The organism is Paenibacillus sp. FSL H8-0280 (assembly GCF_045040665.1).
Taxonomy (GTDB): domain Bacteria; phylum Bacillota; class Bacilli; order Paenibacillales; family Paenibacillaceae; genus Paenibacillus; species Paenibacillus xylanexedens_A.
Map to the genome: position 1 here is coordinate 3,514,499 of NZ_CP150296.1, position 25,003 is coordinate 3,539,501.

Annotated in this window: 25 protein-coding genes; 16 read left to right on the top strand and 9 right to left on the bottom strand. The window is 42.6% G+C overall.

Translation table 11 applies throughout. The features are described 5' to 3' along the window. The first annotated feature begins 75 nt into the window (after positions 1–75). Complete coding sequence (locus MHI12_RS15570) at positions 76–756, top strand: TetR/AcrR family transcriptional regulator C-terminal domain-containing protein (protein ID WP_339783818.1); 681 nt, start codon at positions 76–78, stop codon at positions 754–756. A 127-nt stretch (positions 757–883) separates the two neighbouring features. Here MHI12_RS15570 and csaA read toward each other — a convergent pair whose 3' ends face one another. Both csaA and MHI12_RS15580 read right to left on the bottom strand, forming a co-directional pair. Continuing rightward, positions 884–1,216 (bottom strand): chaperone CsaA, encoded by a 333-nt coding sequence (csaA, locus tag MHI12_RS15575; RefSeq protein WP_074095173.1) that lies wholly within the window; start codon positions 1,214–1,216, stop codon positions 884–886. 22 nt (positions 1,217–1,238) lie between these two features. After that, positions 1,239–2,171 (bottom strand): DMT family transporter, encoded by a 933-nt coding sequence (locus MHI12_RS15580; protein ID WP_339783817.1) that lies wholly within the window; start codon positions 2,169–2,171, stop codon positions 1,239–1,241. 154 nt (positions 2,172–2,325) lie between these two features. Between MHI12_RS15580 and MHI12_RS15585 the strand changes: the two genes are divergently transcribed. Then, positions 2,326–3,213, top strand: a complete 888-nt coding sequence (locus MHI12_RS15585) for an AraC family transcriptional regulator (RefSeq protein WP_339783816.1) — start codon at positions 2,326–2,328, stop codon at positions 3,211–3,213. Between the two features lie 3 nt (positions 3,214–3,216). On the opposite strand, the gene MHI12_RS15590 is transcribed toward MHI12_RS15585, so the two are convergent. Next, positions 3,217–4,107, bottom strand: coding sequence for a LysR family transcriptional regulator (locus MHI12_RS15590; protein ID WP_338586823.1), 891 nt, complete (start codon positions 4,105–4,107; stop codon positions 3,217–3,219). A gap of 150 nt (positions 4,108–4,257) precedes the next feature. On the opposite strand from MHI12_RS15590, the gene MHI12_RS15595 reads away from it, so the two are divergent. Further along, a complete protein-coding gene (locus tag MHI12_RS15595; protein ID WP_405169638.1) occupies positions 4,258–5,106 on the top strand; it encodes an SDR family NAD(P)-dependent oxidoreductase in 849 nt (282 codons plus the stop codon). Then, positions 5,096–6,274 carry an MFS transporter gene (locus tag MHI12_RS15600; RefSeq protein WP_405169639.1) on the top strand — a complete coding sequence of 393 codons (1,179 nt, stop codon included), beginning with the start codon at positions 5,096–5,098 and terminating at the stop codon, positions 6,272–6,274. The genes MHI12_RS15595 and MHI12_RS15600 overlap by 11 nt, the downstream gene beginning before the upstream one ends. Before the next feature lie 29 nt (positions 6,275–6,303). On the opposite strand, the gene MHI12_RS15605 is transcribed toward MHI12_RS15600, so the two are convergent. Beyond that, positions 6,304–6,705 carry a VOC family protein gene (locus MHI12_RS15605; protein ID WP_340914613.1) on the bottom strand — a complete coding sequence of 134 codons (402 nt, stop codon included), beginning with the start codon at positions 6,703–6,705 and terminating at the stop codon, positions 6,304–6,306. Between the two features lie 194 nt (positions 6,706–6,899). Further along, a complete protein-coding gene (locus MHI12_RS15610; protein WP_405169640.1) occupies positions 6,900–7,559 on the bottom strand; it encodes a helix-turn-helix transcriptional regulator in 660 nt (219 codons plus the stop codon). A 166-nt stretch (positions 7,560–7,725) separates the two neighbouring features. On the opposite strand from MHI12_RS15610, the gene MHI12_RS15615 reads away from it, so the two are divergent. The 7 genes from MHI12_RS15615 to MHI12_RS15645 all read left to right on the top strand — a co-directional run bounded on the left by MHI12_RS15615 (position 7,726) and on the right by MHI12_RS15645 (position 14,328). After that, entirely contained in the window at positions 7,726–9,084 is a 1,359-nt protein-coding gene (locus MHI12_RS15615) for an MFS transporter (protein WP_339309510.1), read from the top strand. 12 nt (positions 9,085–9,096) lie between these two features. Further along, the gene (locus tag MHI12_RS15620; RefSeq protein ID WP_405169641.1) at positions 9,097–9,444 is read left to right on the top strand and encodes a winged helix-turn-helix transcriptional regulator; all 348 of its coding nucleotides are present in this window, start codon (positions 9,097–9,099) and stop codon (positions 9,442–9,444) included. Further along, a complete protein-coding gene (locus MHI12_RS15625; protein ID WP_341007562.1) occupies positions 9,434–9,793 on the top strand; it encodes an iron-sulfur cluster assembly accessory protein in 360 nt (119 codons plus the stop codon). The genes MHI12_RS15620 and MHI12_RS15625 overlap by 11 nt, the downstream gene beginning before the upstream one ends. Positions 9,794–9,816: 23 nt before the next feature. Further along, entirely contained in the window at positions 9,817–10,104 is a 288-nt protein-coding gene (locus tag MHI12_RS15630; RefSeq protein WP_339309512.1) for a Fe-S cluster assembly protein HesB, read from the top strand. A 196-nt stretch (positions 10,105–10,300) separates the two neighbouring features. After that, positions 10,301–11,665 carry an MFS transporter gene (locus MHI12_RS15635; protein WP_405173004.1) on the top strand — a complete coding sequence of 455 codons (1,365 nt, stop codon included), beginning with the start codon at positions 10,301–10,303 and terminating at the stop codon, positions 11,663–11,665. Between the two features lie 70 nt (positions 11,666–11,735). Further along, positions 11,736–12,959, top strand: a complete 1,224-nt coding sequence (locus tag MHI12_RS15640) for a macrolide family glycosyltransferase (protein WP_405169642.1) — start codon at positions 11,736–11,738, stop codon at positions 12,957–12,959. 139 nt (positions 12,960–13,098) lie between these two features. Beyond that, complete coding sequence (locus MHI12_RS15645) at positions 13,099–14,328, top strand: multidrug effflux MFS transporter (protein ID WP_341007564.1); 1,230 nt, start codon at positions 13,099–13,101, stop codon at positions 14,326–14,328. Between the two features lie 89 nt (positions 14,329–14,417). On the opposite strand, the gene MHI12_RS15650 is transcribed toward MHI12_RS15645, so the two are convergent. Then, the gene (locus MHI12_RS15650) at positions 14,418–15,386 is read right to left on the bottom strand and encodes a helix-turn-helix transcriptional regulator (protein WP_405169643.1); all 969 of its coding nucleotides are present in this window, start codon (positions 15,384–15,386) and stop codon (positions 14,418–14,420) included. A 105-nt stretch (positions 15,387–15,491) separates the two neighbouring features. Here MHI12_RS15650 and MHI12_RS15655 point away from each other — a divergent pair, with 105 nt between their 5' ends. The 4 genes from MHI12_RS15655 to cls all read left to right on the top strand — a co-directional run bounded on the left by MHI12_RS15655 (position 15,492) and on the right by cls (position 18,547). Beyond that, positions 15,492–15,971 carry a GyrI-like domain-containing protein gene (locus tag MHI12_RS15655; protein ID WP_405169644.1) on the top strand — a complete coding sequence of 160 codons (480 nt, stop codon included), beginning with the start codon at positions 15,492–15,494 and terminating at the stop codon, positions 15,969–15,971. Between the two features lie 177 nt (positions 15,972–16,148). Continuing rightward, on the top strand, positions 16,149–16,496 hold the full coding sequence (locus MHI12_RS15660) for an S-Ena type endospore appendage (RefSeq protein WP_156946123.1): 348 nt from the start codon (positions 16,149–16,151) through the stop codon (positions 16,494–16,496). A gap of 84 nt (positions 16,497–16,580) precedes the next feature. Continuing rightward, a complete protein-coding gene (locus tag MHI12_RS15665; protein WP_341007568.1) occupies positions 16,581–16,925 on the top strand; it encodes an S-Ena type endospore appendage in 345 nt (114 codons plus the stop codon). A gap of 182 nt (positions 16,926–17,107) precedes the next feature. Continuing rightward, positions 17,108–18,547, top strand: a complete 1,440-nt coding sequence (gene cls / locus MHI12_RS15670; RefSeq protein ID WP_405169645.1) for a cardiolipin synthase — start codon at positions 17,108–17,110, stop codon at positions 18,545–18,547. 164 nt (positions 18,548–18,711) lie between these two features. Here cls and MHI12_RS15675 read toward each other — a convergent pair whose 3' ends face one another. From MHI12_RS15675 to MHI12_RS15685, 3 genes are read right to left on the bottom strand one after another with little or no spacing between them, the layout of a single operon-like run. Then, complete coding sequence (locus MHI12_RS15675; protein WP_405169646.1) at positions 18,712–19,833, bottom strand: Ger(x)C family spore germination protein; 1,122 nt, start codon at positions 19,831–19,833, stop codon at positions 18,712–18,714. Further along, positions 19,830–20,918, bottom strand: a complete 1,089-nt coding sequence (locus MHI12_RS15680; protein WP_249910593.1) for an endospore germination permease — start codon at positions 20,916–20,918, stop codon at positions 19,830–19,832. The genes MHI12_RS15675 and MHI12_RS15680 overlap by 4 nt, the downstream gene beginning before the upstream one ends. Continuing rightward, positions 20,911–22,374: a spore germination protein gene (locus tag MHI12_RS15685; protein WP_405169647.1), complete on the bottom strand. Its 1,464-nt coding sequence runs from the start codon at positions 22,372–22,374 to the stop codon at positions 20,911–20,913. Before MHI12_RS15685 ends, MHI12_RS15680 begins: the two co-directional genes overlap by 8 nt. A 232-nt stretch (positions 22,375–22,606) precedes the next feature. Between MHI12_RS15685 and MHI12_RS15690 the strand changes: the two genes are divergently transcribed. Beyond that, positions 22,607–24,907, top strand: a complete 2,301-nt coding sequence (locus MHI12_RS15690) for a stalk domain-containing protein (protein ID WP_405169648.1) — start codon at positions 22,607–22,609, stop codon at positions 24,905–24,907. The last annotated feature ends 96 nt before the right edge of the window (positions 24,908–25,003 follow it).

Genomic DNA, 25,003 nt, shown 5'->3' on the forward strand with positions numbered 1-25,003 from the left:
AGTGTTAGATGTTATCATGAACTTATGAACCTGTAAAGCATAAACTTACACTGTTAGATAAAAGGGCGGATACCGATGAAAAAACAACAGCCTCAGATTTCGGAAGATAAGATTTTGGAAACTTCGTGGGAGCTTTTGGCGGAAGAGGGCATCGAGAAATTCAGTATGAGACGATTGGCAGACAAACTGGGGATTCAGGCTCCATCTCTATACTGGTACTTCAAGAGCAAGCAGACACTCTACCAGCGTCTGGCCAACCAGATATCGAAAATTATTCTGGACGAGTTTTACACTGAAGGGGACTGGAAGGAGCAGATGGAGGGGCTTGCGGTGACGGTACGGAGTGTGCTCAGTAGTTACCCGTGCTCCACACAGCTCATGATGATGACGTTGCCCCATGAACCGGACATGATCCGCTTCACCAACCGCATGTTGCTCTGCATAGAATCAACACCACTAGAGCAAGAGCAGAAATTACAGGCCGTTCTCACACTTGTGAACTATGTATTCTATTTCGTTCTGGACGATTATCAGCATCAGCGCAATATCTCTGCTGTTCTTAAGGATCAGGAAGCACTTCAGGGTGAAGAGATGATCCAACTTCTGGATTCTATGAGTGAGAAGGAAGCTGGACTTTTCAGCAGGATGTATAAGAATGGTCTGTTTGAGGTGATGGGAACCGACGGAGCTTTCGAGTTTGGCTTGAAGCTTATTTTGCTCGGGATCGAACAAGTGATAAAGGAACATGAGAAGTAGAAAAGTAGAACGCCGCGATCTGAGTAGATTAAACTCAACCATGTAGGAGAAATATTAGTTCTATATAGAACTAATGTTTTAAAACAAGAAACCCACCGAGTATAAAACTCCAGTGGGTTTCTTCTTATCATCCGATCGAAGTACCATTTGGTAGCTCGAAATCAGGTTTCAACAAAACAACATCTCCCTGTTCGGGCAGCCCGCCAAGCACCAACACTTCTGAATTGAATCCGGCTATACGACGGGGAGGGAAATTAACTACACCTATAATCTGCCTTCCGATAATAGATTCGGATGAATACCTTTTCGTGATTTGTGCACTGGATGTTTTTAATCCAATTTCTGGTCCAAAATCAATTTCAAGTTTGATAGCAGGGATTTTAGCTTTTGCAAAAAAATCAGCTTTGGTGACCGTGCCGACACGCAGATCTAATTTTAAGAAATCATCAAAAGTTGCCATTTTAAATTCACTCCTTTCATTATTATCCTAGTTTCCTGAATCGATTTAAGCGCAGGAACTTGGGCAGTTGGATATCGTGGGATTTCAGCGCAAAGTACATCAGCATGCCTGACAACGTAATTAATCCGCCTATGAATTGAAAAGGAGAGATGGTTTCTCCCAACAATAGATAAGCAAGCATAATGGCCAAAACGGGTTCACCGATAATACCTACAGAAACTGTTGTTGCACCAATGGATTTGAGCAGCAGATTGAAAATGTACTGACCAAAAATAGTGGGTATGATCGCAAGTAGGAGGAAATACAGCCAATCGGATGATTCGTAATGGGTCAAGGAAAAGTTATTCAATAAACTGTAGACCAGCAGGACACTTCCGCCAATAATAAAGACAACAACACTGTATATATTCGCGTCGATTTTCCGACTCACTTTCTGTCCAACCAGCATATATGTCGACACCAGTATGGTTCCTACCAGGGACAGACCATCTCCAATCAGAGCCTCTCTTGATACGCCTATATCACCCCAGGCGATAATCACCGAACCGAACAGGGCGGTAATCAAACATAGAATGGTACGTATACTCGCTCTTTCCTTAAACATAAAGTATGACCCGATCATCACAAACAAAGGTTGCAGCGCCAGAATGACCATGGAACTAGCCACGGAGGTATACACCAGCGATTCCATCCAAAATAAGAAATATAAACCAAGAAGCAGGCCAGCCAGAAAAACTGTGATCCAATCCCTTGAATCCATTTTTAATAAGTGGATCGTTTTCCAGGGGATAAAAGGAAGCATAATAATGGCTGATATATAAAGCCTGTACATACCGGCTATGGCGGTGGGAGTATCCGAAGATTTGATCATGATTGAAGAGACGGATACCGACAAAATGGCGATAAAAAGCAATACATACGGATGAAAAAGCAGCGATGATTTATTTTCTTTCACATATAAGCCTCCAAAGTTCTTATCCGGTCGTCTGTGCACAGGCTATTGTGATAAGTTAAAGATTTGATATAATAATATCATTATTTTTGTGAATTTCGTGCAGTTAAATCACTGTATAATATAGATATATCGTCAAAGAAAGGAACGTCATAGAATGGTGAAGCAACTTTATGAGGATATTTTGTATTCCGATCTTTCGTTTCCCTATATCATGTACACACATACACGTCATACAAGCATCCCCGAAGGCAGAGGGTTCAACGATTTGCATTGGCACGAAGATCTACAGATCACTTTAGTCACAAAAGGCAAACTGGTTATTCAAATTAACGGAATTGATCTTACATTGGAAACGGGTCAGGCGATCCTGATCAACAAGAGAATTCTTCATATCACAACAGAGCTGACACATGATGGTGAATATGTTAGTTTCAATTTTCCCGAAAAGCTATTAGCCTTTCATGTAGACAGTGCAATGGAAAAAAATTATGTACTTCCTTATACGAATTCTTCTTTGGTGTCGCTCGTGATTAGAAGAGAGTTGGAGTGGGAAAAGCAGATATTGGATATGCTCTGGGAAATGAGAGAGACGTTTAATACACGGAAAAACTGGGGATGGGAATATGAAATCTCAATTAAAACGGTACAACTATGGTTTGTATTGATATCCAACATTTTGATCCCTTCCGAGGAAACCCCAAGAAGCGAGAAGCGTCAGCAGGAAAGACTTCAGTTAATGCTCAGTTTTATCCATCAAAATTATGCTCATCCGGTTACGCTTCGTGAGATTGCTGATGTCGCGCATTTGAGCATTTCAGAGTGCACCAGATGTTTTAAGAAAACGGCTCATATGACGCCATACGAGTATCTAATCAAATACCGGATTAAGAAGAGTAAAGATCTCTTAGTATCGACGAATGATACAATAACCGAGATCGCTCAGAAAGTGGGCTTTAATCACGTTAATCACTTTATCCAGTCTTTTAAAAAACACGAAGAAAGAACACCAAAAGAGTTTCGGTGCTCTCCATACCCTGTATAAATGCTAAACAAATTTAGCCTGAATTTCTTTTAAAAACAAATCCGCAGCAGTCGAAAAGACCTGATGTTTTTTCCAAACGATATTTAACCCAGATTCAAGTCTTGGCTCTAGCGGTCTAAAACAAAGGTTGCTTTCACTAGACGTATTCACTATTTTATCAAGTATTAATGCATAACCAATGCCTTCTTCAACCATAATGGCAGCATTATATGCAAGATTGTATGTAGTAACGACGTTTAATTTGTCAAAATCTTCACCAAACCAGTCTGCAAACTCATTTTTTGAAAACGTCTGCTTCATTGACTGTCGTGAACAGATCAGTGGAACATGTAATAAGTCTGTAGATCGAATCGTATCTTTGGAGGCGAGTGGACTTTCTTTTCTCATAACCACTCCCCAAACATCTTTGTCGGAGAAATTGATATAGTTATATTTGGAGACATCCGCTGGCTGGATTAGAATACCGAAGTCAAGGAGTCCCTTGTCAAGCCGCTCAGTTACATCATCTTCGTTACCGCTGAATAGGTGATAGCGTATATTGGGATATTTATTCTGCACTTCTTTTGCCACTCTTGCAATCTGTTTCATGGCTTCCGTTTCTCCACCGCCTATATAAATATCTCCACTTATGGTTTCTTCCATGGATTGAAATTCTGCCTCTAATTTATCAACCATACCCACAATTTCTTCAGCCCTATTTCTTAAAAGCATACCTTCATCTGTGAGAATAATACTGTAACTACTGCGAATAAATAATTTCTTTCCCAACTCTTGTTCAAGGTCTTTCAATTGTCTGGACAAGGTGGGCTGCGTAACATGCAAGAAATCAGCAGCACGTGTAATGCTTCCTTCTCTGGCGACCGTAAGAAAATAACGCAATACTCTAATCTCCATTTTAACTCCTCCTTTTATCCTTCTATATTCTACAATAAACCTATCAGAAATGCCTTTCAAGCATATCTTGTTATAAGATATGAGTATTTGCTATGTGGTGTATAAACGCTAAACTAAAGAGCAAGGCAACTGGAAAGGAAATTGAAAGGAATGAATGATATGGATAAGACAAAAGTATGGTTTATCACTGGCGCTGGTCGAGGTATGGGCACAACTATTGCGAAGGCTGCTTTAACTGCTGGACATAAGGTTGTTGCTACCGGCCGGAATCCTGATGCAGTGGTTCGTGCGATCGGTGATTCCGAGAATGTAATGGTTATCCCATTAGATGTTTGCGAGCCTGCTGATGCACATGCCGCAGTTAAGGCGGCAATTGAACGGTTTGGGGCAATCGATGTACTCGTTAATAATGCGGCACATTTCTGTGGAGGGTATTTTGAGGAACTGACCCCGGACCAGATTGAACATCAACTACAGGTGGCGTTGGTTGGTTCCATGCACGTTACCCGGGCCATATTACCTGTGATGCGCACCCAACGTTCAGGACATGTGATCTCGATCTCTTCGGGCGCTGGCATTTCAGGATTTGAGTTTAATTCGGCATACAGTGCTGCAAAATTTGCGCTTGAGGGATGGATGGAGGCACTGGCTCCTGAGGTAGCTCCTTTTGGTATTCATACGACTATAGTCAATCCCGGATTTTTCCGAACAGAATTTCTTACGGATGCATCCTCAACTTTCGCTAAACCCTCGATTGAAGATTATGATGACCGAAGAAATGGTCATATGGAATTTTTCAAGAATCAGAACGGGCAACAACCTGGAGACCCAAAAAAACTTGCCAATGCTCTCCTTCAAATTGCAAACGATACCCAACCGCCGCAACGCTTCATTGCAGGAGCCGACGCGATAGACATTGCAGAGCAGAAAATGGCCAACCTTCAGACAGAGATCAATGCTTACCGGGATCTCTCTAAATCCATGGCATATGACAATTAAACGAAATCACCTGCTTGTATTCATTCTGACCTTTGGTGTATTCAGTATTTTAAATACGGAGATGGGCGTAATCGGAATCTTGCCTTTGATTGCAGAACATTACCAGGTTAGTATCTCAACCGCTGGTTTGATTGTGAGTCTTTTTGCGCTTGCGGTTGCTGTATCTGGCCCCATTGTACCCTTATTATTTTCGGGCATGAACCGCAAGCATGTTATGTTGTTCGTACTTGGCATTTTTGTTGTGGGCAGCCTGGTCTCCGCTATCACATCGAACTTTACGGTATTGGTCATTGCACGTGTCGTTCCGGCTTTTTTCCATCCTGTCTATTGCTCATTGGCATTTACGGTCGCAGCGGCGTCAGTCCCCAAGGAAGAAGCGCCGAAGGCAGTGGCTAAAGTATTTGTAGGCGTGTCGGCAGGCATGGTACTTGGAGTACCCCTCTCGAGTTTGATTGCCACCAGCACATCGTTGTTCTATGCGATGTTGTTCTTTGCCGCCGTAACGATCGTCGCATTTGTAGCAACACTTCTTTTTGTGCCCTCAATGCCAGTTACGAAAAGAATCTCTATGGGTACTCATCTGTATGTATTGAAAAGATCCGTGATGTGGCTATCCATTGCTAGCGTGATTTTCATGAACGGAGCTGTATTTGGGGTCTATAGTTACCTTGCCGAATTTCTGAAAACCGTGACAAGATATGACTGGAACACCGTCAGTGTGTTGTTATTTCTATATGGCTTGGCCAATATGGTTGGGAACATGATAGCAGGGAAACTGCTCGCTAATTTCCCTTTAAGAACGATCAAGATGTATCCCATTGCATTAATAACGGTATACATCTTGTTGTTCACCTTTGGACAATTCAGTGTGCCAACAGCCTTCCTTATTTTCATTTGGGGGATCATAGGAGGCATAGGGGGCAATATCACTCAATATTGGGTGGTATCGGCAGCACCAGAGGCACCCGAATTGTCGAATGGGATCTTTCTGACCTCTTCCAACCTGGGAACAACACTTGGTGCTAGTGTATGTGGACTAATCGTAACTGGAATAAGTACACAATATATTGTAGTTGGAGGAATCGTGTTCCTTATCTTTAGTATCGTAACGAATTACTTCAGAATCTCCATGACTGGCCGATTCGAGGGCTCCAAAGTTGGAGGATAAGAGGCGGACGTAGTGATAGGCGTTATGCATTACCGTTTCGGCATTTTGCTCTCATCCATATACAACAGGTTCCAGCGGTGACCGTCCAGGTCGGCAAATCCCGCGCCGTACATCCAGCCGTCTATTTCACCCGGCTTGCCAAAGATGGTTCCTCCAGCTAACTCGACTTTTTCAATAAAAGCATCAACTTCTTCTCTGCTGTCAGCACCAATCGAAAATATCACTTCTGCGCTATGGGAAGTATCTGCGGTTTTGGCACCTGTAAATTTCTCAAACGTTGCATCCGGAAACAGTAGAATCGTTGTTGAGCCTATGACAAGCTGGGCTCTCTCGTTGCCAACATTCTCCCCATGGAATCCAATCTCATTGAAAAAGGTAGTGGATTTCACAACATCTTTCACCGGCAGGTTCATCCAGATTTTTTGTGACATGGCAGTAGCCTCCTAGAGTATATTTTCGACACTCTTACTATACTCTACCTCAATTCAAAATTACATAATCGGGTACATACGATTATGAAAGAGTTAGATATAACTAATATAATGAAGGATGATTTAGAGAAATCGTTCTAATCAGTTCAGAATCCAAACCAAAAGAGCAATCTCCAATGAGGTTGCTCTTTTGGTCATGACTTATTTTGCCTAACGGTGTATACGCAGTTTCTTCCTCCGGCTAGAATGTATTCTCCCCGTTCAATATGAACATTATCGCCTAGAACTGTTTTGAATAAATGTAACTCATTCTTGCATAAACCGGTACATACCGCGGCCGCTTCACAGATCGGACAATGCTTCTCAATAAATAGAAGACTGCCATCATCCTGCTCCTTAACCTCGGCCATATAACCTTCATTGGTACGAATTTCGGCCAATTTCTCCAATCTCTCTCTAACTCCTGATGAATCGCCAAGATGCTGAAGATATTGTTCTTGCATATTTTTATTTCGAACATCCAGCAGCTTGTCCAGCCCTTCAGTACCAAAAGCTTCTTTCATCGAATTGATGAGGCTAACGGATAAATCCGAATATCCACTTGGAAAAAAACGATTAGCCGCGGGAGTTAATATCCATAGCTTGGTGGGGCGACCCATGGGACGGGCCTCTTCCACAGTGGTAACCAATCCTTCTTCTTTTAGCGCATTCAGATGTTGCCGAATAGCCATTCCGGATAACGAAAACTGAGTGGAGAGTGCCATAACATCCATTCCCCCGCGCTCTTTTAACAGATTAATAATTGCTCTCCGGGTACTGGTCGAGGCATCCTTTTTGGTTTGATTTCCGCTCATGGTGCACCTCCTTTTGAAACAACTGAATCTTCATGAATAACTACATTTTAAACAAAAATGTTGACAAAGTCAAAGCCGAACTGTAGCTTAGACATTATAAACAAAAATGTTTACTAAGTATCCGGATACGATGTATACATAACAATTTTCTTGGAGGTCACATTTCATGTCGTCTAATCATCAGAGTATTTTCAGCCCGCGTTATTTTGCATTATCCATAGGAATCATTTTGTCAGTGATGGCCGTTGGATTCGAAGGTCTATCCGTCACCACCATTGCTCCTTCAATTGCTGGAGACTTGAACGGTCTTAGCCTGTTCGGGTGGATATTCAGTACATATCTGCTTGCGCAGATTATCGGGACGCTGGTCGTCGGTCGGATCATTGATAAAAGAGGACCTGCAGCACCGTTCACTTTTGCACTTCTGTTGTTTATCGTAGGGCTGATCGCTGCCGCAACCGCAGGCGACATGTATACCATGATAGGATCACGGGCCCTGCAGGGTTTGGGTGCCGGAGCTATGATGACTTGTGTATATACGGCTATATCCTTAAGTTACCCAGATGAGTTACGTGCCAAAATACTTGGAGCATTTGGTACAGCCTATGTTCTTCCGTCTATGCTCGGTCCATATGTAGCCGGTCTTATCGCAGATCAGTGGTCCTGGCGCTTTGTTTTCTGGGGGATCTTACCTGTGCTAGTGGTTTCAGCATTGCTTAGTTTACCTGCCTTTAGGAAATTAAAAGTGCAGAAGACGGGAGTGGATAGCGGATCTTCATCCACTTGGATGGCGTTACTCTTAACGTTAGGTACAGGGATTTTCCTGGTTGGTTTAAGTATGCTTCCGAGCATTATGGGATTTGTTTTAGTCGTGATTGGCCTAGTATTGATGTTATTTCCGCTCCGTAAATTACTACCGAAGGGAACACTTACGTTGCGAAGAGGTATGCCAGCAATTCTGGCAACACGTGGGTTGTTCTTCGCTGCCTATACCAGCACACAGAATTTCCTGGTATTAGCTCTAATCGACGTGAAAGGAATTACACCTTCACAAGCCGGATTAATTGTCGCGAGTGCTGCATTAAGTTGGTGTATCATTGCGTATCTGCAAGGACGGTGGGATGCGGCAGATCAGGGCCGTGGACGTCATATGAGAATTTTTCTTGGGGTATTGCTGCTTGCGATAGGGATTGCCATCGTATTTTGGGTACCTGTTGTGACCGTTACCATCGCAGTTCTTGGTCAGATCATTGCAGGAGTTGGTATTGGATTGGCGCATCCGATTAGCGGTGTTGTCGCATTTTCCCAAACGGGGGAAGAAGGCGTGGGCCAAACCTCGGCAAATCTGCAATTTGCAGATTCTTTTACACCTGGTGTAGTGATCGGCATTGGTGGTTCCATTCTTGTAGTGTGTCAGGCTGGCGGTATGTCACTTCAATCCGGCTTAATTGTAGCCATGGGTTTCCATCTCTTGTTAATCGTCACGAGTATCATTGCCAGCACTCGGATCTCACCACGCGGATGAATAAGAAAGTGGGTGTACAGACCATTGCTCACTGAAGACCCGAATAAACTATTTACAGCTTATCGCATCATCGGAACGAAATGGACGATCCATATTTTATGTACTCTGTCTCAAGGCCCGAAGAGATTCGGTGAAATATTCGATAACATTCCTTCCATTTCCGAAATGATCCTCTCCAGACGTTTAAAGGGTCTTCAACATGATCATTTGGTCAAAAAAACAATACTGACACGCCCTACACAAATTATTTATGAACTTACGCCAAAAGGAGCTGCTCTTGCAGCATTCATACCCTGTCTAATGGACTGGGATACCAAATTTCAAAATGATACCACCGGGAGGAATAAAGATGATCATTGAGGTCAGTGATACAGCATCGGACAAAATCGTTGAGATCTTATCAAGTGCGGATATCCAAAATGCCTTCCTTAGAGTAGGCGTTGATGAAGGGGGATGCAGTGGTTTGTCTTATACCCTTATCGTGGATGAACAGCAGGCAGAAGAAGACATTGTGTTAAATAAAAAGCAATTCAAAATATTGGTGCACGCGAAAAGTATTCCATACATTGATGGTCTTGAGATTGACTATGAAGAGAGCGGAATGTTAGGTGGATTCACCATGAATAATCCAAATGCCAAAGTTTCGTGTGGATGCGGAGCCAGTTTCAGAATGGCCAATTATCGTGGCGAAGTGAAAAAATGTGACTGAAATGAAGGAAGGAGTGCAGAGCAATGATCTCATTTGTAGTATCTGAACAAGCAATCGATTCATTTAAGAATGAATGGGGATTGGAAGAGGACCAATATGTAAGGATTTATGCAAAATATGTCGGAGGAGGCTCCGATGCCTTTACAATTGGCATAAATGCGAGTGCTACACCGGTCGATCCCGCATTGGTTCAATCTATTGGAGGATTTCATTTCTTTGTTGAAAAAACAGATGCCTGGATCCTGGAGGATGAACTTCTCCAAATTGACTGTAATGAAGATGGCATATTTTCAAGCAAAATCTCCTATTGAACATGAGTACCCTATTCTAGACCATGATCTCACTTTTTAAACATTTAACTTTACAAAGTGTAACACTTCATGTATATTCAGGGAGTTAAAAGGTTTAATTTACCATAATAACCATCTAATTACGGAGGTGTGGAAGACAAACAACAATCAGATTGGGATTTTTGATGCTCAGTACAGGGCGACTACAATTGGTATTATGCTGGTTCTGGCAACCGTAGCTTTCGAAGGACTGGCTATCACGACGATTGCCGCGAAAATGGCACAAAGTTTAGAGGGCATTCATTTATACGGTTGGATCTTCAGCGCATTTTTGTTATCTCAGCTTGTTGGAACCTTGGTTATGGGGCAACAGATTGACAAGCGCGGTGTTTTTACATCCATGCTGATATCTTTTAGTGTTTTTGTGTTAGGAACTGTGGTCTCCGCTGTCTCTTTCGATATGCATATGCTTATTGCCGGAAGAGCCCTTCAAGGTTTTGGAGCGGGGGCCCTGATCACATGCATTTATACCTGTGTGACGTTACATTATCCAGATGCACTTCGTACTCAAATCCTGGCCGCATTCTCTATGGCATTTGTCCTACCAACCTTAATCGGACCTTATGCAGCAGGCCTTATTGCTTCCTACATCTCGTGGCGATATGTTTTCTGGATCGTTTTACCCTTGAGTGGAATAGCGTTGAGTCTCACATTCCGTTCTTTCCGTAATTTGCAGCTTCAGCAAGATCTGTCAGGTCCAGCGCGAGCAACCGACTCAAAGATTATGTATGCGATTCTGCTTGCCGTTGGAACGGGGCTGTTACTCACAGGACTTGGTATGATAACCGATTGGAAAGGTATAGTACTCACTTTGGCTGGATTAGTCGTCATGATCCAACCAATGCGTAAATTGCTGCCTGTGGGGACTTTTTCGGTAAAAAAAGGATTGCCTGCTACTTTGGTATCGAGGGGTCTATATGTTGCTTGTTATTTTACTACGGAAAGTTTTGTGATCTTGGCACTAACCGAAGTGAAGGGGTTATCAGCTGACCTTGCTGGTCTCATTGTAGCAGCTGGTTCCCTGAGCTGGTCCGCCGCAGCGTGGTTGCAAGCCAAGCTTGACGCACGAGATCAAGGTCGTGCCCGAAAGGGCAGAGTCATGACCGGCATTGGGATTATGATCGTTGGAACTGTACTTGTGATCCTGGCTCTTATTTTGACGGACGGCGGGATTATACTCATCCTTCTCTCGCAAATGATTACAGGGTTCGGTGTTGGATTGGCTAACCCTACAACGGCAGCCATTGCTTTACAACATGCCTTGCCCAGAAAAGAGGGAGAAATGTCTGCGAATCTGCAATTTGTGGACTCCTTCTATATGGGAGTAAGCATTGGAGTTGGTGGCGCATTGATTGCCTTGTCTGAAACTTTACAGTGGGGCATATCGACAGGTGTTTTGATCGTGTTAACACTGCAATTACTATGGGTCTTGTTAAGTTTCTTGGCATCACTACGAATTACCAAACTCGTTCATCAAGAACATCATCCAATCAGCCAAGTGAAGGATAACATCTCCATGTAACGGATGACGACCGCGTCGTTAAATACATCATGAAGAACGGGGGGACTAATTGCATTGGGAGGTGGGTAAGATGGCACGTGTATTAGTAGTCATTACTCCAGCTGAAGGACATGTGAATCCATCGTTAGGATTAGTTACTCAGTTGACGAACAATGGTGAGGAAGTCATCTATGTGTGCACGGAGGAGTACCGTTCCCGAATTGAACAAACCGGTGCCCAGATCATTACCTATCCGTTTCCACAAGATGCCTTCTCTCATGATCCGGTGTTGAAACCCCAGGAATATACGCATTCTTATCAGTTCATTTTTATGATGGTAAGCGGTATTATCCGGAGGATCATCCCCAATGTGCTACAGGTGATCGAGGATCAAAAGTTCGATTATATGATCTTTGACTCCCTGATGGGATGGGGAGGGACTATTCTTGCAGAAAAACTGGGAATTCCTGCGGTGTGCTCGATTGCATCCTTTGCTTTTGTGGAGCCTCTGGGGTCTAGCTCAGTTCTGAATGAGACGGAGACGAAGGAGCTTTATGAGGCTACGATGAAGATCACAACGGAGTTAGCTGAAGAGCTTCAAGTGAGTATTCCAGCCATGGAAGAGATTCCGGCACATGCAGGTCAGTTAAAGCTCGTGTACACCAGCCGTTATTTTCAGCCGCAGGCAGAAAAGCTGGATGATCGTTTTATTTTCACGGGTCCTTCGATCATAACACGTCAAGATGCTCCGACCTTCTCGTTTGAGGTGCTTCGTGAACGGTACCCGCAAACCGTGTACATTGCTATGGGTACGATTTTAAATAAAAATTTGGATTTCTATCAGCTTTGCTTTGAAGCATTAGGGGATCTACCCGTGAATGTTGTTCTATCTTCAGGAAAGTACACGGACATGACGCCGCTGGCGGATCAAGTTCCTCCTAATTTTATCGTCAAGCCATACATTGCCCAGTTAGACATACTGCAGCATACCGATGTTTTTATTACACATGCTGGAATGAACAGCACAAGTGAGGCGTTATATTACAACGTTCCGATGGTGATGATTCCATTAACATCGGATCAGCCTCTTGTCGCCAATCGGGTACAGGAGTTGGGCGCGGGTATTACTTTAAATAAACATAATCTCAGTGCAACTAATTTGAGAGAGGCATTAACAGAAGTACTACACAATTCACTTTATAGACGGCAGGCTTACCTCATTGGTGAATCTCTAAGGCAGGCAGGCGGTTACAAGCGAGCTGCCGAAATGATTATGAGTCATATGGGTTCAGATCGGAAAAGTTACACAATTTAATGGTTTTCCATTCAAAGTCGCTTAATAAGCGGCTTTTTTTGGTTTTAATAAACCTAAAGACTTGACCTACAGTTAACTCTATGTCTTATACTCCGATTAGGCTTGCAAATTATATAAGGAATTGGAGATTTTATTTATCATGGCGAAGAGCACGAATTGGAATGTTTTTGGACTTGCAGTACTACTAGGTTTATTTTCTACATTAGGTCCATTTACGATTGATATGTATTTACCGGCTTTTCCGGAGATTGCACAAAATATGAATACAACGGCATCACTTGTACAATTTAGCCTTACTGCCTGTTTATTAGGACTCGGTGTAGGACAACTCGTTATGGGTCCTTTGAGTGACGCGTACGGTAGACGTAGACCACTGCTAATCTGCATGGCAGCCTACATTATTTGTTCCTTGGCATGTGCTTTTGCTCCGAATATCGGACTATTGATTTTGTTTCGTTTCACGCAAGGATTTGCGGCATCCGCTGGAATTGTCATTTCCCGTGCGATAGCTAGAGATCTATATAGCGGACATGAACTCACTAAATTTTTCTCGTTGCTGTTGCTCGTAGGGAATTTGGGGCCTTTGGCAGCACCGATTGCGGGAAGTGGGGTTCTTTCCTTCACAACATGGGTTGGTGTGTTTATCTCTCTTTCATTCCTGGGGATTTTCTTATTAATCATGACAAAGTGGAGCTTAAAAGAAACACACCCCGTCGAAAGACGTATGGTTCCTGACTTCAAACAACAATTGGGTAATTACAGAATGCTTCTGCGTGACCGCAAGTTTGTAGGCTACATGCTGGCACAGGGAATCATGACCGCAGGGGTCTTTGCTTATGTGGCGGGAACCCCATTCATTTACCAAAATATATATGGAGTCACACCCACAGTTTTTGCTATACTGTTTGCTTCAAACGGCATCAGCTTGATCATCGGATCTCAAATCGTGGGTCGATTGGCCAAACGTATCCCTGAGCAGACGCTGCTATTATCGGGACTATGGCTTGCTATAATAGCAAGTGTGGCTGCTTTGGTGGTAACTCTGGCTCATGGTCCACTTTTCGCGTTGGTTATTCCATTGTTCTTCTTCGTATGCTCGATCGGCATTACGTCTACAGCGGCATTCCCACTTGCCATGGAGAGTCAAGCCAAGATGGCCGGAAGTGCAGCAGCTCTGCTCGGCGTTGTGCCTTTTCTTCTGGGTGCACTGGTTGCTCCTCTGGTCGGCATCGCAGGTGAGGACACTGCCGTCCCGTTAGGACTCACGTTATTAATGACCAGTATCATTGCGATTGTTACTTATTTTCTACTCGTTAAAAAAATCCCGCAGCATACACCTAATCATGCCCAGTCTAATGCTGACTTTTAGTATAGAAGGAACAGCTCGCCAAGCATTGGCGTAAGACATGAATGAATATGATTCCATTACAAGTCGCTGCAATAGCGGCTTTTTTTGGTTTAAGGGCAGAATAAGCTTAATCTCTCTTGTACAGCATTCAGGACTTCTTCCGGAATCTCCTTCACCTTGATATCTTCTCCTAGAAAAAGCAACCAATTGGTGATTTCGGTTAACTCTTCTGAGTTATGAACATTCATAAATGCCTTTAGGAGAGCCGTAGTCTGGTATGGATTTGTATAGGCAATTGAAAACTTTAAAGGATGGTATTTTTTGAATTGCGCAATCGCCTTTGGGCCAAGTTCCAGGACAAGGTTGATAACTTCTTCATGCGTATTTCGTTTGAGTTGTTCTACAATCTTTTTTGTACTCAGTCTTTTTTTCGCCGGGTATGCTTCGACATGGATGAGGTTGTCAACGGATACGATTCGTCTCTTTTCTTCCTCCAGGTCAAAACCTTCAATGATCCAATGGCCTTTTTGATGATGAAGGTGCAAGAGAACGATGGGATAGGACTTTGTTTTCTTCTCTACTTGGACAGTAACCAACAAATAACGTTCTATAAGAAGAATTTGGATGAGTTTTTCCAAGGTAGGGTGAGGCAGGTCTGATAGATCAAGCAAGTCTGGATTATGGGGATTGGTCCCTTCAAAAAGCAATATTTGATTCAAATGCACCAGGTCATCTTGCTGATTTTCTGAAATAAGGCCCAATAATTTTTCAGCCAAAGATTGACGACTCTTCAGATAAGGAAGTTGTTGATTTCTTGTCGCCATAAAGGCTATGAATAACGCTTTGATTTCATTATCGGTAAACCGGACTGTGGGCAGGAGGGAGTTGTTCATGACAAAATAACCCCCGTCCCGCCCAACTTCAGCGACAAGTGGCATTCCCATGGCTTCAATTTCTCTGATATCTCGAATGGCTGTTGAACGAGAAATATTAAATTCTCGCATGATTTCAGAAATGGTAAAGTGTGCACGGTTATTGATATACCGCGTGATGGTATTAATGCGTTCAACTTTTTTCATTGGGCCCCCTAAACAGTATCATATTCTGACACGATTTAAGGTTATTATAAACCTATCAAGTGAAAACACAAATCAATTGAAAATTGAAAGAGGACGGTGTAAACCATGAGTAATTATCATTTCGAAGAAAAAGAGAGCTTTATCGTGTTAGGTATTGGAACAGATCTTAAGAGCGACTATACAGACTATGTTGGCATCAGCAAGGAGAAGGCGGATTTTTGGTCCACGGTGAAAGCGGATGGAAGGTTGGACAAACTAAAGTCTCTGGCAACAAACGACTACATTTTTGCCGTAAACGAAGCAGTGAATAACCAGATGATGCATTATGCTGGTGTCATGACAGAAGAATCTCTGCCAGAAGCAACGAGAGTAATCCAATTTCCTAAGGGAGAATACCTTGTTGTGAAGGGTGAAGCAGAGACGGCTGATGCGCTCAGTAACATGCTTACTGGCATTGCCTTTGGTCAAGCTCTCCCCGTAGAAAAGGATTATGCCTATGTTGGCGGTCCGAATACAACAGTTGAAATGGGAGAGAAAAACGGTCTGGTATATGGTGAAATGTGGATTCCTGTTGTAAGGAACTAACGAGCAGGGGAGATTGGATAGTCGGTCGTATATCGTTTAAAGTCATGAACATAGTACTATTAAAAGCCGCTAATGTAGCGGTTTTTTTGTTGTTCATTAGGAGCATAATCATACATGAAAACAACAGATCACTAATAAAATAGATGAAAGGAAGAATTATGGAAGGGAGCAGTCTGAGTGAATACTCGTCTCGCTGAAACAACCATTTGTGGGGAGTTCCATATTAATTCAGCAACCATAACAGAGGTTTTAACCCTGTGGTCAGCATCTTCAACCTTAAACGTGCATGGTACAGTAAGTATTTATAATCATAAACAAAGTAATTCATCTGTCTTTTTGAACATAATACATAATGAAGGAACGTGTTCGCTTCCTGTTCTACCGGGTAACACCTGTGCGTTTAGCTGTGCCGGAATGCATCATATTGAAGTGGAGATTGAAAAGAGCTTAAACAATATTGCAAGCGGCACATTTGGAATAGATATATACTATCAGGTTCTAAATGGAGAAGAGGATGAGGAATAAATGGAAACAAAGTTGGAATAGCCCGAACCACTACTATTTCCCCACATATATTTATAGAAAGAGTATTTTTAAGGAGGTTCATTAATGGCTCAAATTGGTAATTGTAATAATACGGTTTCTCCAGCGGTGGTAAACGATGCCGTATGTACTACGATAAGTTTGTCAGATACGGGAGGGACACCAACAATTATATACGAAAATTCCTCAACGTTTCTGATAAACGGAACTATTCTAATTGAGAATAACGGAGTGGGGGCTTCACCCACCGCTGCTTTGCTTATTGACGGTGTTCAAATTCCTGGTTTTGTCGTAGCTCCAGGTAGCAGTAGATCTTATACTGCACCAACAATTAATTCTATAAGTCTCATTGGAGCCGGTTTGGGAACAACAAGTATCAAAATTGCGTTCTCTTTGAATTACAGATTCTAAGTATAGGATATTCAATGCAAAAGAATCCCTTCTTTTATAGGAAGTGGATTCTTTTTTTAGTTCGATGTCTAGTGATTATCATTTAATAGATTTAGTATTCCTCAAGTATGTTATCATATTCTTTGGGATGACGGCTTTTTATTATTTACATAAAGTCAATGGAAGGCAGGAGATATAGCAGTATGGTCACGCTGATACTTTCGCTCGTTATGATTATAAACATATTACTCTCAGCGGTATTTTTGTTTTTTGAAAGGAGAGACATTGGTTATACTTGGGCCTGGCTCATGATATTTTACTTCATTCCTATTTTAGGTTTTATCGTTTATCTCTTTTTGGGACGTAACCTTAAAAAGAAAAATTTCTACGGACTTTCAGCTGAAGAGAGAAACTCTCTAAAGTTAATTGTCGAGAACCAGTTAGTGACATTGAAGGAACAACGTAAGGAAAACAACCCACTGCTCATGAAATATGCTGACCTGATTCAATTGAATCTCACTTCATCTAATGCAATCCTAACCAATGACAATGAGATATTCATCTTTGATGATGGACAAGAGAAATTTGATTCTTTATTTGCTGATATCAAGGAAGCCAAGAAAGAGATTAACATCCAGTATTACATTATTCAACCGGATTCCTTAGGGAAGAAATTACGAGATGAATTAACTATAAAAGCTAAAGAAGGCGTAAAAGTGCGAGTTCTCTATGACGAAATTGGTTCAAAGAAACTTTCATTGAAGTTTTTCAGAGAACTGATCTCTGCTGGTGGAGAAGTAGAGGTCTTTTTTCCGTCACTGATTAGGCCATTGAATTTCCGTATGAATAATCGAAATCATCGAAAACTTTGTGTTATTGATGGGGAGATTGCTTATATTGGCGGATTTAATCTGGGGAATGAGTATCTAGGCATGGATAAAAAGTTTGGATACTGGCGTGATACACATTTTAAAATGCACGGAGATGCCGTTAATCATATTCAAGGAAGGTTTATTTTGGATTGGAAACACGCCAGCAAATCCCATCAAGTAAGTTACGAACAATACTCCTTCAACACAGCAAGGCTTGATGGTTCAAGTCCAGTTCAGATTGTGTCTAGTGGTCCTAACTCACAGGTGGAACACCTGAAGAATATGTACATCAAGCTTATAGTAAATGCCAAAAAGAGTGTGTATATTCAAACGCCTTACTTTATTCCTGACAGCACTTTTATGGATGCATGTAAAATCGCACTGCTATCCGGGGTGGATCTGCGCATTATGATTCCCAATAAGCCCGATCACCCGTTTGTATATTGGGCGACTTGGGCGTATGCTGGTGAATTATTGGACTATGGAGCCAAGATTCTGTTGTATGATAATGGATTCTTACACGCAAAGACCATTGTAGTAGACGAAGAAGTCGCTTCAGTAGGGACGATGAATATTGATTCCCGGAGCTTTAGGTTGAATTTTGAGGTGAATGCAATTGTATATGACGAGGGAGTTGCGAAACAACTTCAAGAATTGTTTCATCAAGATAGCCAGTTAAGTACAGAACTTACTTCTGATCGTTATAGAAACAGGTCCCTTATTATCAAATTTAAAGAAGGAATATCACGTCTTCTTTCACCTATTTTATAGCTCAGCTTCACTGCCGATGTTATACTCAACCAGGCACGATAAAACTTTCCACTGAAGTGCTTCTTAACGACTAGAGGTATTAGGAAATCCTTCTTTTTAAGTCAACAGTCAAAAGCTCTCTTCCAAATGGAAGAGAGCTTTCCCAATTGCACGACAGCATGTTATTAATTTAAAACGCCGCTGCCGACTATTGTAACCTTTACTTCCGGGTGAAAACGAACTTGGGCATATTCTTTATTCCAGTTTAGGCTTTTCCATAAGTTCGGGTAATGGGCAATTAAATGTCTGCCAATACCGAAGGAATCACAACCACTTTGCTGAAGTGTCTTGATAATTTGTTCTGCGTCCTGAGTCATGTCATCGGTTAACTTGCGGTTCAGACGTTCAATTGTGTCTTTTTCCTGAAGATGATTCATTGCATACTCAACGATCGTTACTGGAAGTTCGATACGGAGGTTCACATCAATTTGGCTATCACTTGCCACCTTTACCGCAAGTTTGCGCTTAATTTGTGCGATATTTGCTTCATAAGTGACATAGTTCCGCGGGTTGCTGGAAGGCCCTGGGTGGACCTTTTTGACAAAACGCGCTGTTTTATTCCATTTCCCACTCATAATAATGTATAGAGGAGCCTGTTCGGTAGTAAGACTCCCATTGAATCTTTGCCCATGAAACAGGGCGATTCCCTGAGCATCAATCTCCTCTCCATCCTTATATAGATAAGGCAGTGTAAAATCCTGTCCCGGATCCAGCATGGGAGGGAGAAGGGTCTCTAACGTCATTTCCGGAAAAATACATAATTCCTCCAGACTCTTAATTTTTTTCGTAATAAAATCACCAATCAATATGCTGCCAACTTTTTTTTGGTGTAACAGATCTCCGGCATCGCCATCCACAATCGCAATTTTCACATGTGAGGTTGGGTAATCGGGTTCCCGATATAAGACGTCCAGGTAGGGGTAGATATCATTTTGTGCGAGTTTGTTGCCGTATAAGATCATCCCATATTTAAAAAACCGGATATCACCAGTCACTTTAGCGCGAATTCTATCCGTACTTTGACGGACGGATCTCCCGGTGCCTGAGTGGACTTCATTACCGCTGCTCCCTTGTTGACTCTCAGAATCATCGACAATTTCAAGCGTCTGTTTAATTTCACCCTCTGAGGTGATGTCAAACGCCGAAGCATTAGCCAGTCTTGCATCTTTTAAACTATCCTGATCCCAACATCCCGTCATCACCATGAGCAGGGTCAGCAGGATGAGGATTTTCCCCCGTTTACTCATATCATCTTCTCTTTTCGTTTCATTATATAAGATAGAACCAACAGGAGCAGAGGCAGGATCATGAGAAAAAAGTATGCCGATCTGTTTGCTATCGTACTAATTAACTCAAGTTTTTCCTTCTGTTGTGGCAGATACGCAATTATGCAAGAAGCAAGAACGACATAAGGCACCGCTTTTTTATGGTGTTTTTGTTTGAAGAGATAACTTATACCATAGGATGCCGTATAGTAATAGCCACATATGGCCCCAAAAATGGATATTAACCAGATAGGGAGGAACAGGAAATCGGCCCGATCCATTGTCCCGAGTGGGATAGAGCGGAGCAGATAAATAACCGGTTCAGGCATTAAGTCAAGTTGCTGGGGGCTGAACGCCGTTGAACAAATGAACACGGTGAATGCATACAACACCACGACTACAGCACTTGCTAAAGCAACAGACTTGAGTTTGCCACCGCTGCTACCTTCAACCATAGGAAACACAACGAGAAAAAACTCGAATCCAAACATAGCCATTAATGTTTCCGTTGATCCACTAATGATATTGGGCCATCCTGCTTCGGTTAAAGGCAAAAGATATAACAGATTAACTTCCTTGAGTCCATAACTGATCAATACCATCATGGGCAAGACCAAAAAGGAGATGAGTACAAGTACTCGCGCAATGATTCGTAATTTTTGCCGAACCAAATAGATACTGCTGAACAAGAAGAGGGCTAATATAGCCCATCGAGGCGTATCCTGCAGCATCCAACGGTTAATCACACCGTAACCGTTCACCAGAACAGAAGTGCCCATTAACAGGAAATATCCAACGTAGGCAATGATCAGCAACTTGCCAATCCATTTCCCCGTAATCAGCGTTACAATGTCATAAATGGATGAACTCGGGAATCTTCGCATCAAAAGCCAGCACAACAGTATGACAAGTTGGATCAGGAACCCTCCAAGAAAAACAGAAATCCATCCTCCGCCTTTAGAGATAAGGTGTATACGGTAAGGGAGGGACAGAATATCTACACCGATCTCAAATTTCAAAATGAGCAAGAATAGTTGTCCCCGAGTGATTGTTGTTTCCTTATTCACGTTTTTTCCAACTCCTAGAGAACTTCTGCTGATTCAGCCGCTGCGGGCGGGCATCATGAGGACGCCCGCGAAGCGCCCAGATGGGAAATCGAATCCATACATCCTTCATGTCAGCTAATCGGAAAGGGGCCACTGGAGCAAAATAAGGCGATCCGAAGTTTTCCATCTTACAGAGGTGAATGGTTAGAATCACCAGACCAAATGCGATGCCGATATATCCAAAAAGCGCCGCTCCAATCATCATTGGAAAGCGGAGAATACGGACTGCCGAACTCATCTCATGCGAAGGCACCAAAAACGACGAGATAGCGGTTAGTGAAACCACAATAATCATTGTATAGGATACAAGCCCCGCACGAACGATAGCATCTCCGATAACCAAACCGCCAACGATGCCGATGGTCTGGCCGACTCGGCTGGGAAGTCGGACCCCGGCTTCTCTTAATACTTCAAAGATCAGTTCAAGCAGCATCGCCTCTACAAGTGCAGGAAAGGGGATGTTCTGCAATGATTTCTTGATCGTGTGTGCCAGTTCGATCGGTAAAATAGCGGAGTGAAAAGAGATGGTTGCAATATAAACAGCAGGTAATGTAAAAGCAATGACAAAACTCATCATGCGAATTAAACGTAAAAATGAACTGACAATCCAGCGACCATGATAATCATCCGGACTTTGATAAAAAGCAAAAAACGTAACTGGAGCGATAAGAGCTGAAGGACTTCCTTCCGCAAGTATGGCGACACGTCCTTCCATCAAGTTGGCAATAACCCGGTCAGGTCTTTCTGTATTGAGCTGCTGGGGAAACAGAGAGAAGGGGTTATCCTCCATAAACTCTTCAATAAAGCCTGGTGCGAGCACCATATCTGAAGATATGGACGTGATTCGCTCTTTTACTTCGTTCACTAACTCCGGATTGGCCAAGTCCTGAAGATATACAACTGCAATTTTGGTATGTGTCTTCTCGCCGACGTTAAAATATTGAACGATTAAGGATGGACTAATAATTTGTCTACGAATCAGATTCAAGTTAACCGAAAGCTGCTCTACGAATCCATTGTGCGGCCCTCGAATAACGCCTTCGTTTTCCGGTTCGGTTGTGCTTCGGACATACATTTTCTCGGTAGAAAGAATGTAAAACTCCGGGTACCCATCGATTATGTAAAGACATTTCCCTTGAATAAGTGAATCTATTCCACGTTGCAGATCCGTATCTTTTCGACTTTCTAAAGTGGTGAACGATGGGTAGATTTCCGAATGAGCTTGGCCATTCAGTGCTGTTAAGACATGTGTTTGAATGATCTCCTGATCTACAAGTGAATCAATATAGAGAAGCACACTCTGTACACCATTAAGTAAAAGCTGTTGTTGTTTCAAATCGTCTGTACAGTAGAGGGACTGTTCCACATAAGAAATATTCATTTTTAATTCAGAAAAAGCCTGATTGGCTGGGGTCATTGATCCACCTCTTTATAAAATGCGACATGAATTATCTTGTGCAAAATCAAGACTATTATGCAATAGGCGCTTCTTATTCAAAGAACTTATAACCAAACATTGAAAAAATAGTTGCACAAAAATCCATAATTTACAATTCAATTAGAAACTTTTTCCTAAATCTAGCGTCTAATATTATGACTTTTTGAGGGGTTATAAATTACTAGAGAGTAGAAGGAGCCAAAGACAACACATGAATATGAAGAAGAAATTATCCATTTTTACCGCTTTAGCCGTTTTTCAAGCATTTGCAGTTGGTTCTGTGAGTGCGCAATCAGCACCGCAAGGTGACACCGCGTCAGTAAACACAGCCAATGTAGAATCAGTTGAGGTGTTAAAACAAGAGCAGCCGATTGCAGAGCGTGAAGTGAAGACGGAGAGCAATAACAAATCTATCAATACTCCGCCCACTGAAGCCAAGGACACTCAAACCTCAACCGGTACTGAGGCAACACCTATAACAGAGAGCGAGAAACCTGCATTGGATGGGGGAGAGACCCCTGCAAACGAAACGGGTACAAAACCTGTAGTTCAAGAGGAAACCCCTGAGAAGGTTGAAACGCCAGCTACGCCTGCTCAGATAGAACAACCATCCGTTGATGGGACGTCTCCTACAGTAGCAGGTGGGAACCTGACGTTGTACATGAATAGCAACAAAATGGAGCAGGATGGAAAAACGTATCTTGCTGGACAGCCAATGGCTGTGAAAAACGGTGTATCCTATGTTGCAATCCGTGCGCTGGTTGACCGTGTGGGATATGGCGTCAAATACGATAACAAAACCAAGGAAACCATCATTATTAGTGGTGAGGATGAACTCCGATTCAAAACTAACAGCAAGGACTATACGGTAAATGGAGAGACCAGAACGATGAAAGGCCCTGCATATCAACAAAAAAGTACATTCATGGTGCCGTTAACTTCCATTACTCAAGCTCTGAACATCACCTATAAAGTGAATCAGTCGGCTAAAACGGTTGTGTTGAATCTTAATACAAAACCTGTTGCAAGCTTTACCATTTCCCAAAAGGAAATCTTTGCGGGTGATCAAGTGGACTACGTGACTTCTTCCAGTTCACCTAATGGAATGGATATCGTTGACGAACGCTGGACTGGTCGCCAGGATTCATTTGATCAAGCAGGTACATATACGATTTCATATCAAGTACAGGATTCCAATGGTCAATGGAGCGATCCCTATTCAACTACGATTGAAGTTTTGGCTCCTAATCTTCCTCCTGTAGCCATGTTCGCCACGGATAAAGAACAATATAAAATGGGCGAAAAAATAACATACACAGACCAAAGCACAGATGATGAAAATAATATTGATAAAGCGGTATGGGAGAACAATTCACTTGCGTTCTTTGAACCGGGTCCAAAAACGGTGACACTTACGGTTACTGATAATCACGGCGCTACGAACACGTACTCCAAAGTCATTACCATAACGAATGAGACCTTATATTCATTTACCGACTTCAATTTACTCTTCACGCCGGTAGGACAGAAATTCACCTTTAACGGCGGCGAAGTGACTACCATGGAGAAAGTGCCTTATACGTACATGGATGAGCCAAGTTTGCTGATCCGCAGTAACAGTCCGGAAACTGTGAATACGGAAGGCATTGTATATAAAGAATCATCTTCGGGGCAGACCCGTTTCATGATTCACCACGTGAACAATACAGGCAAAAGAGTAAAAATGTATGTGATTGCAACCAATAACAATCCGAATCCAGCCGTATTTGAACAACAGAATATGGGCTTTGCCGGACCTACACCGTATGCTACTGTAGCTGGGAAATTGTCTATTGATAAATGGTTCAAGTCGATTCAGACTGGAGCGGATCAAAAGAAAGAGTACCTTCAACCTGGAGAAAGCAAACTCATTTTGACCGAACTTAATAAAACGCCGATGAAAGAAGGACAAGTCATCTCTCTCTATTCGGACGCTTATAGTGATTATTCCTTAGACTATAACGTTATCCTGGTGGAAGAAAATAAAGATCCGTTCGAGGCTCTGCCATTGCTACCTGTGCTTGATCGTGACGGAGTGCACAACCGGGGTACGTACCCGAATGCGACTCGCGTTATAAAGTACGATGAGCACGTGGGAATCAAACCTGCCCGTCTGCCACTTGGTGACAATTCAAGCGATCCCAATCTGGTAGGAACAGATCCGATGGCTTACACAGACGCATCCAATGCGGGTAATTTCGGTGTATTGTACAAAATCACGCTGACCAATGTTGCACCGCGTACGCTTATCTCCTTTAACCCTCGTGGAGGGAAGTATTCCGGAGTAGCTCTGGTGAACAATCAGTTGGTATCGATTGCCGAAGGTAACGTTGCGGTTGCCAATTCAAGTGAACAAAGCGTTCTTTACCGCACCGGGTTAACTGGAGAGAGCGTAACGATTCTATTCTCTGCCGCGCCAGGAAGTAACCTGCCGGTGAATCTGCTCTTTACACCACTCCCATCGGAGAAGTAAAGTAGTTTTCTCTTATAACGAATGGTTTGGTGGCACGTTAATCATCGACAGAAAAGACTCCATATGGAGTCTTTTCTTTTCATAAGGCAATATGAG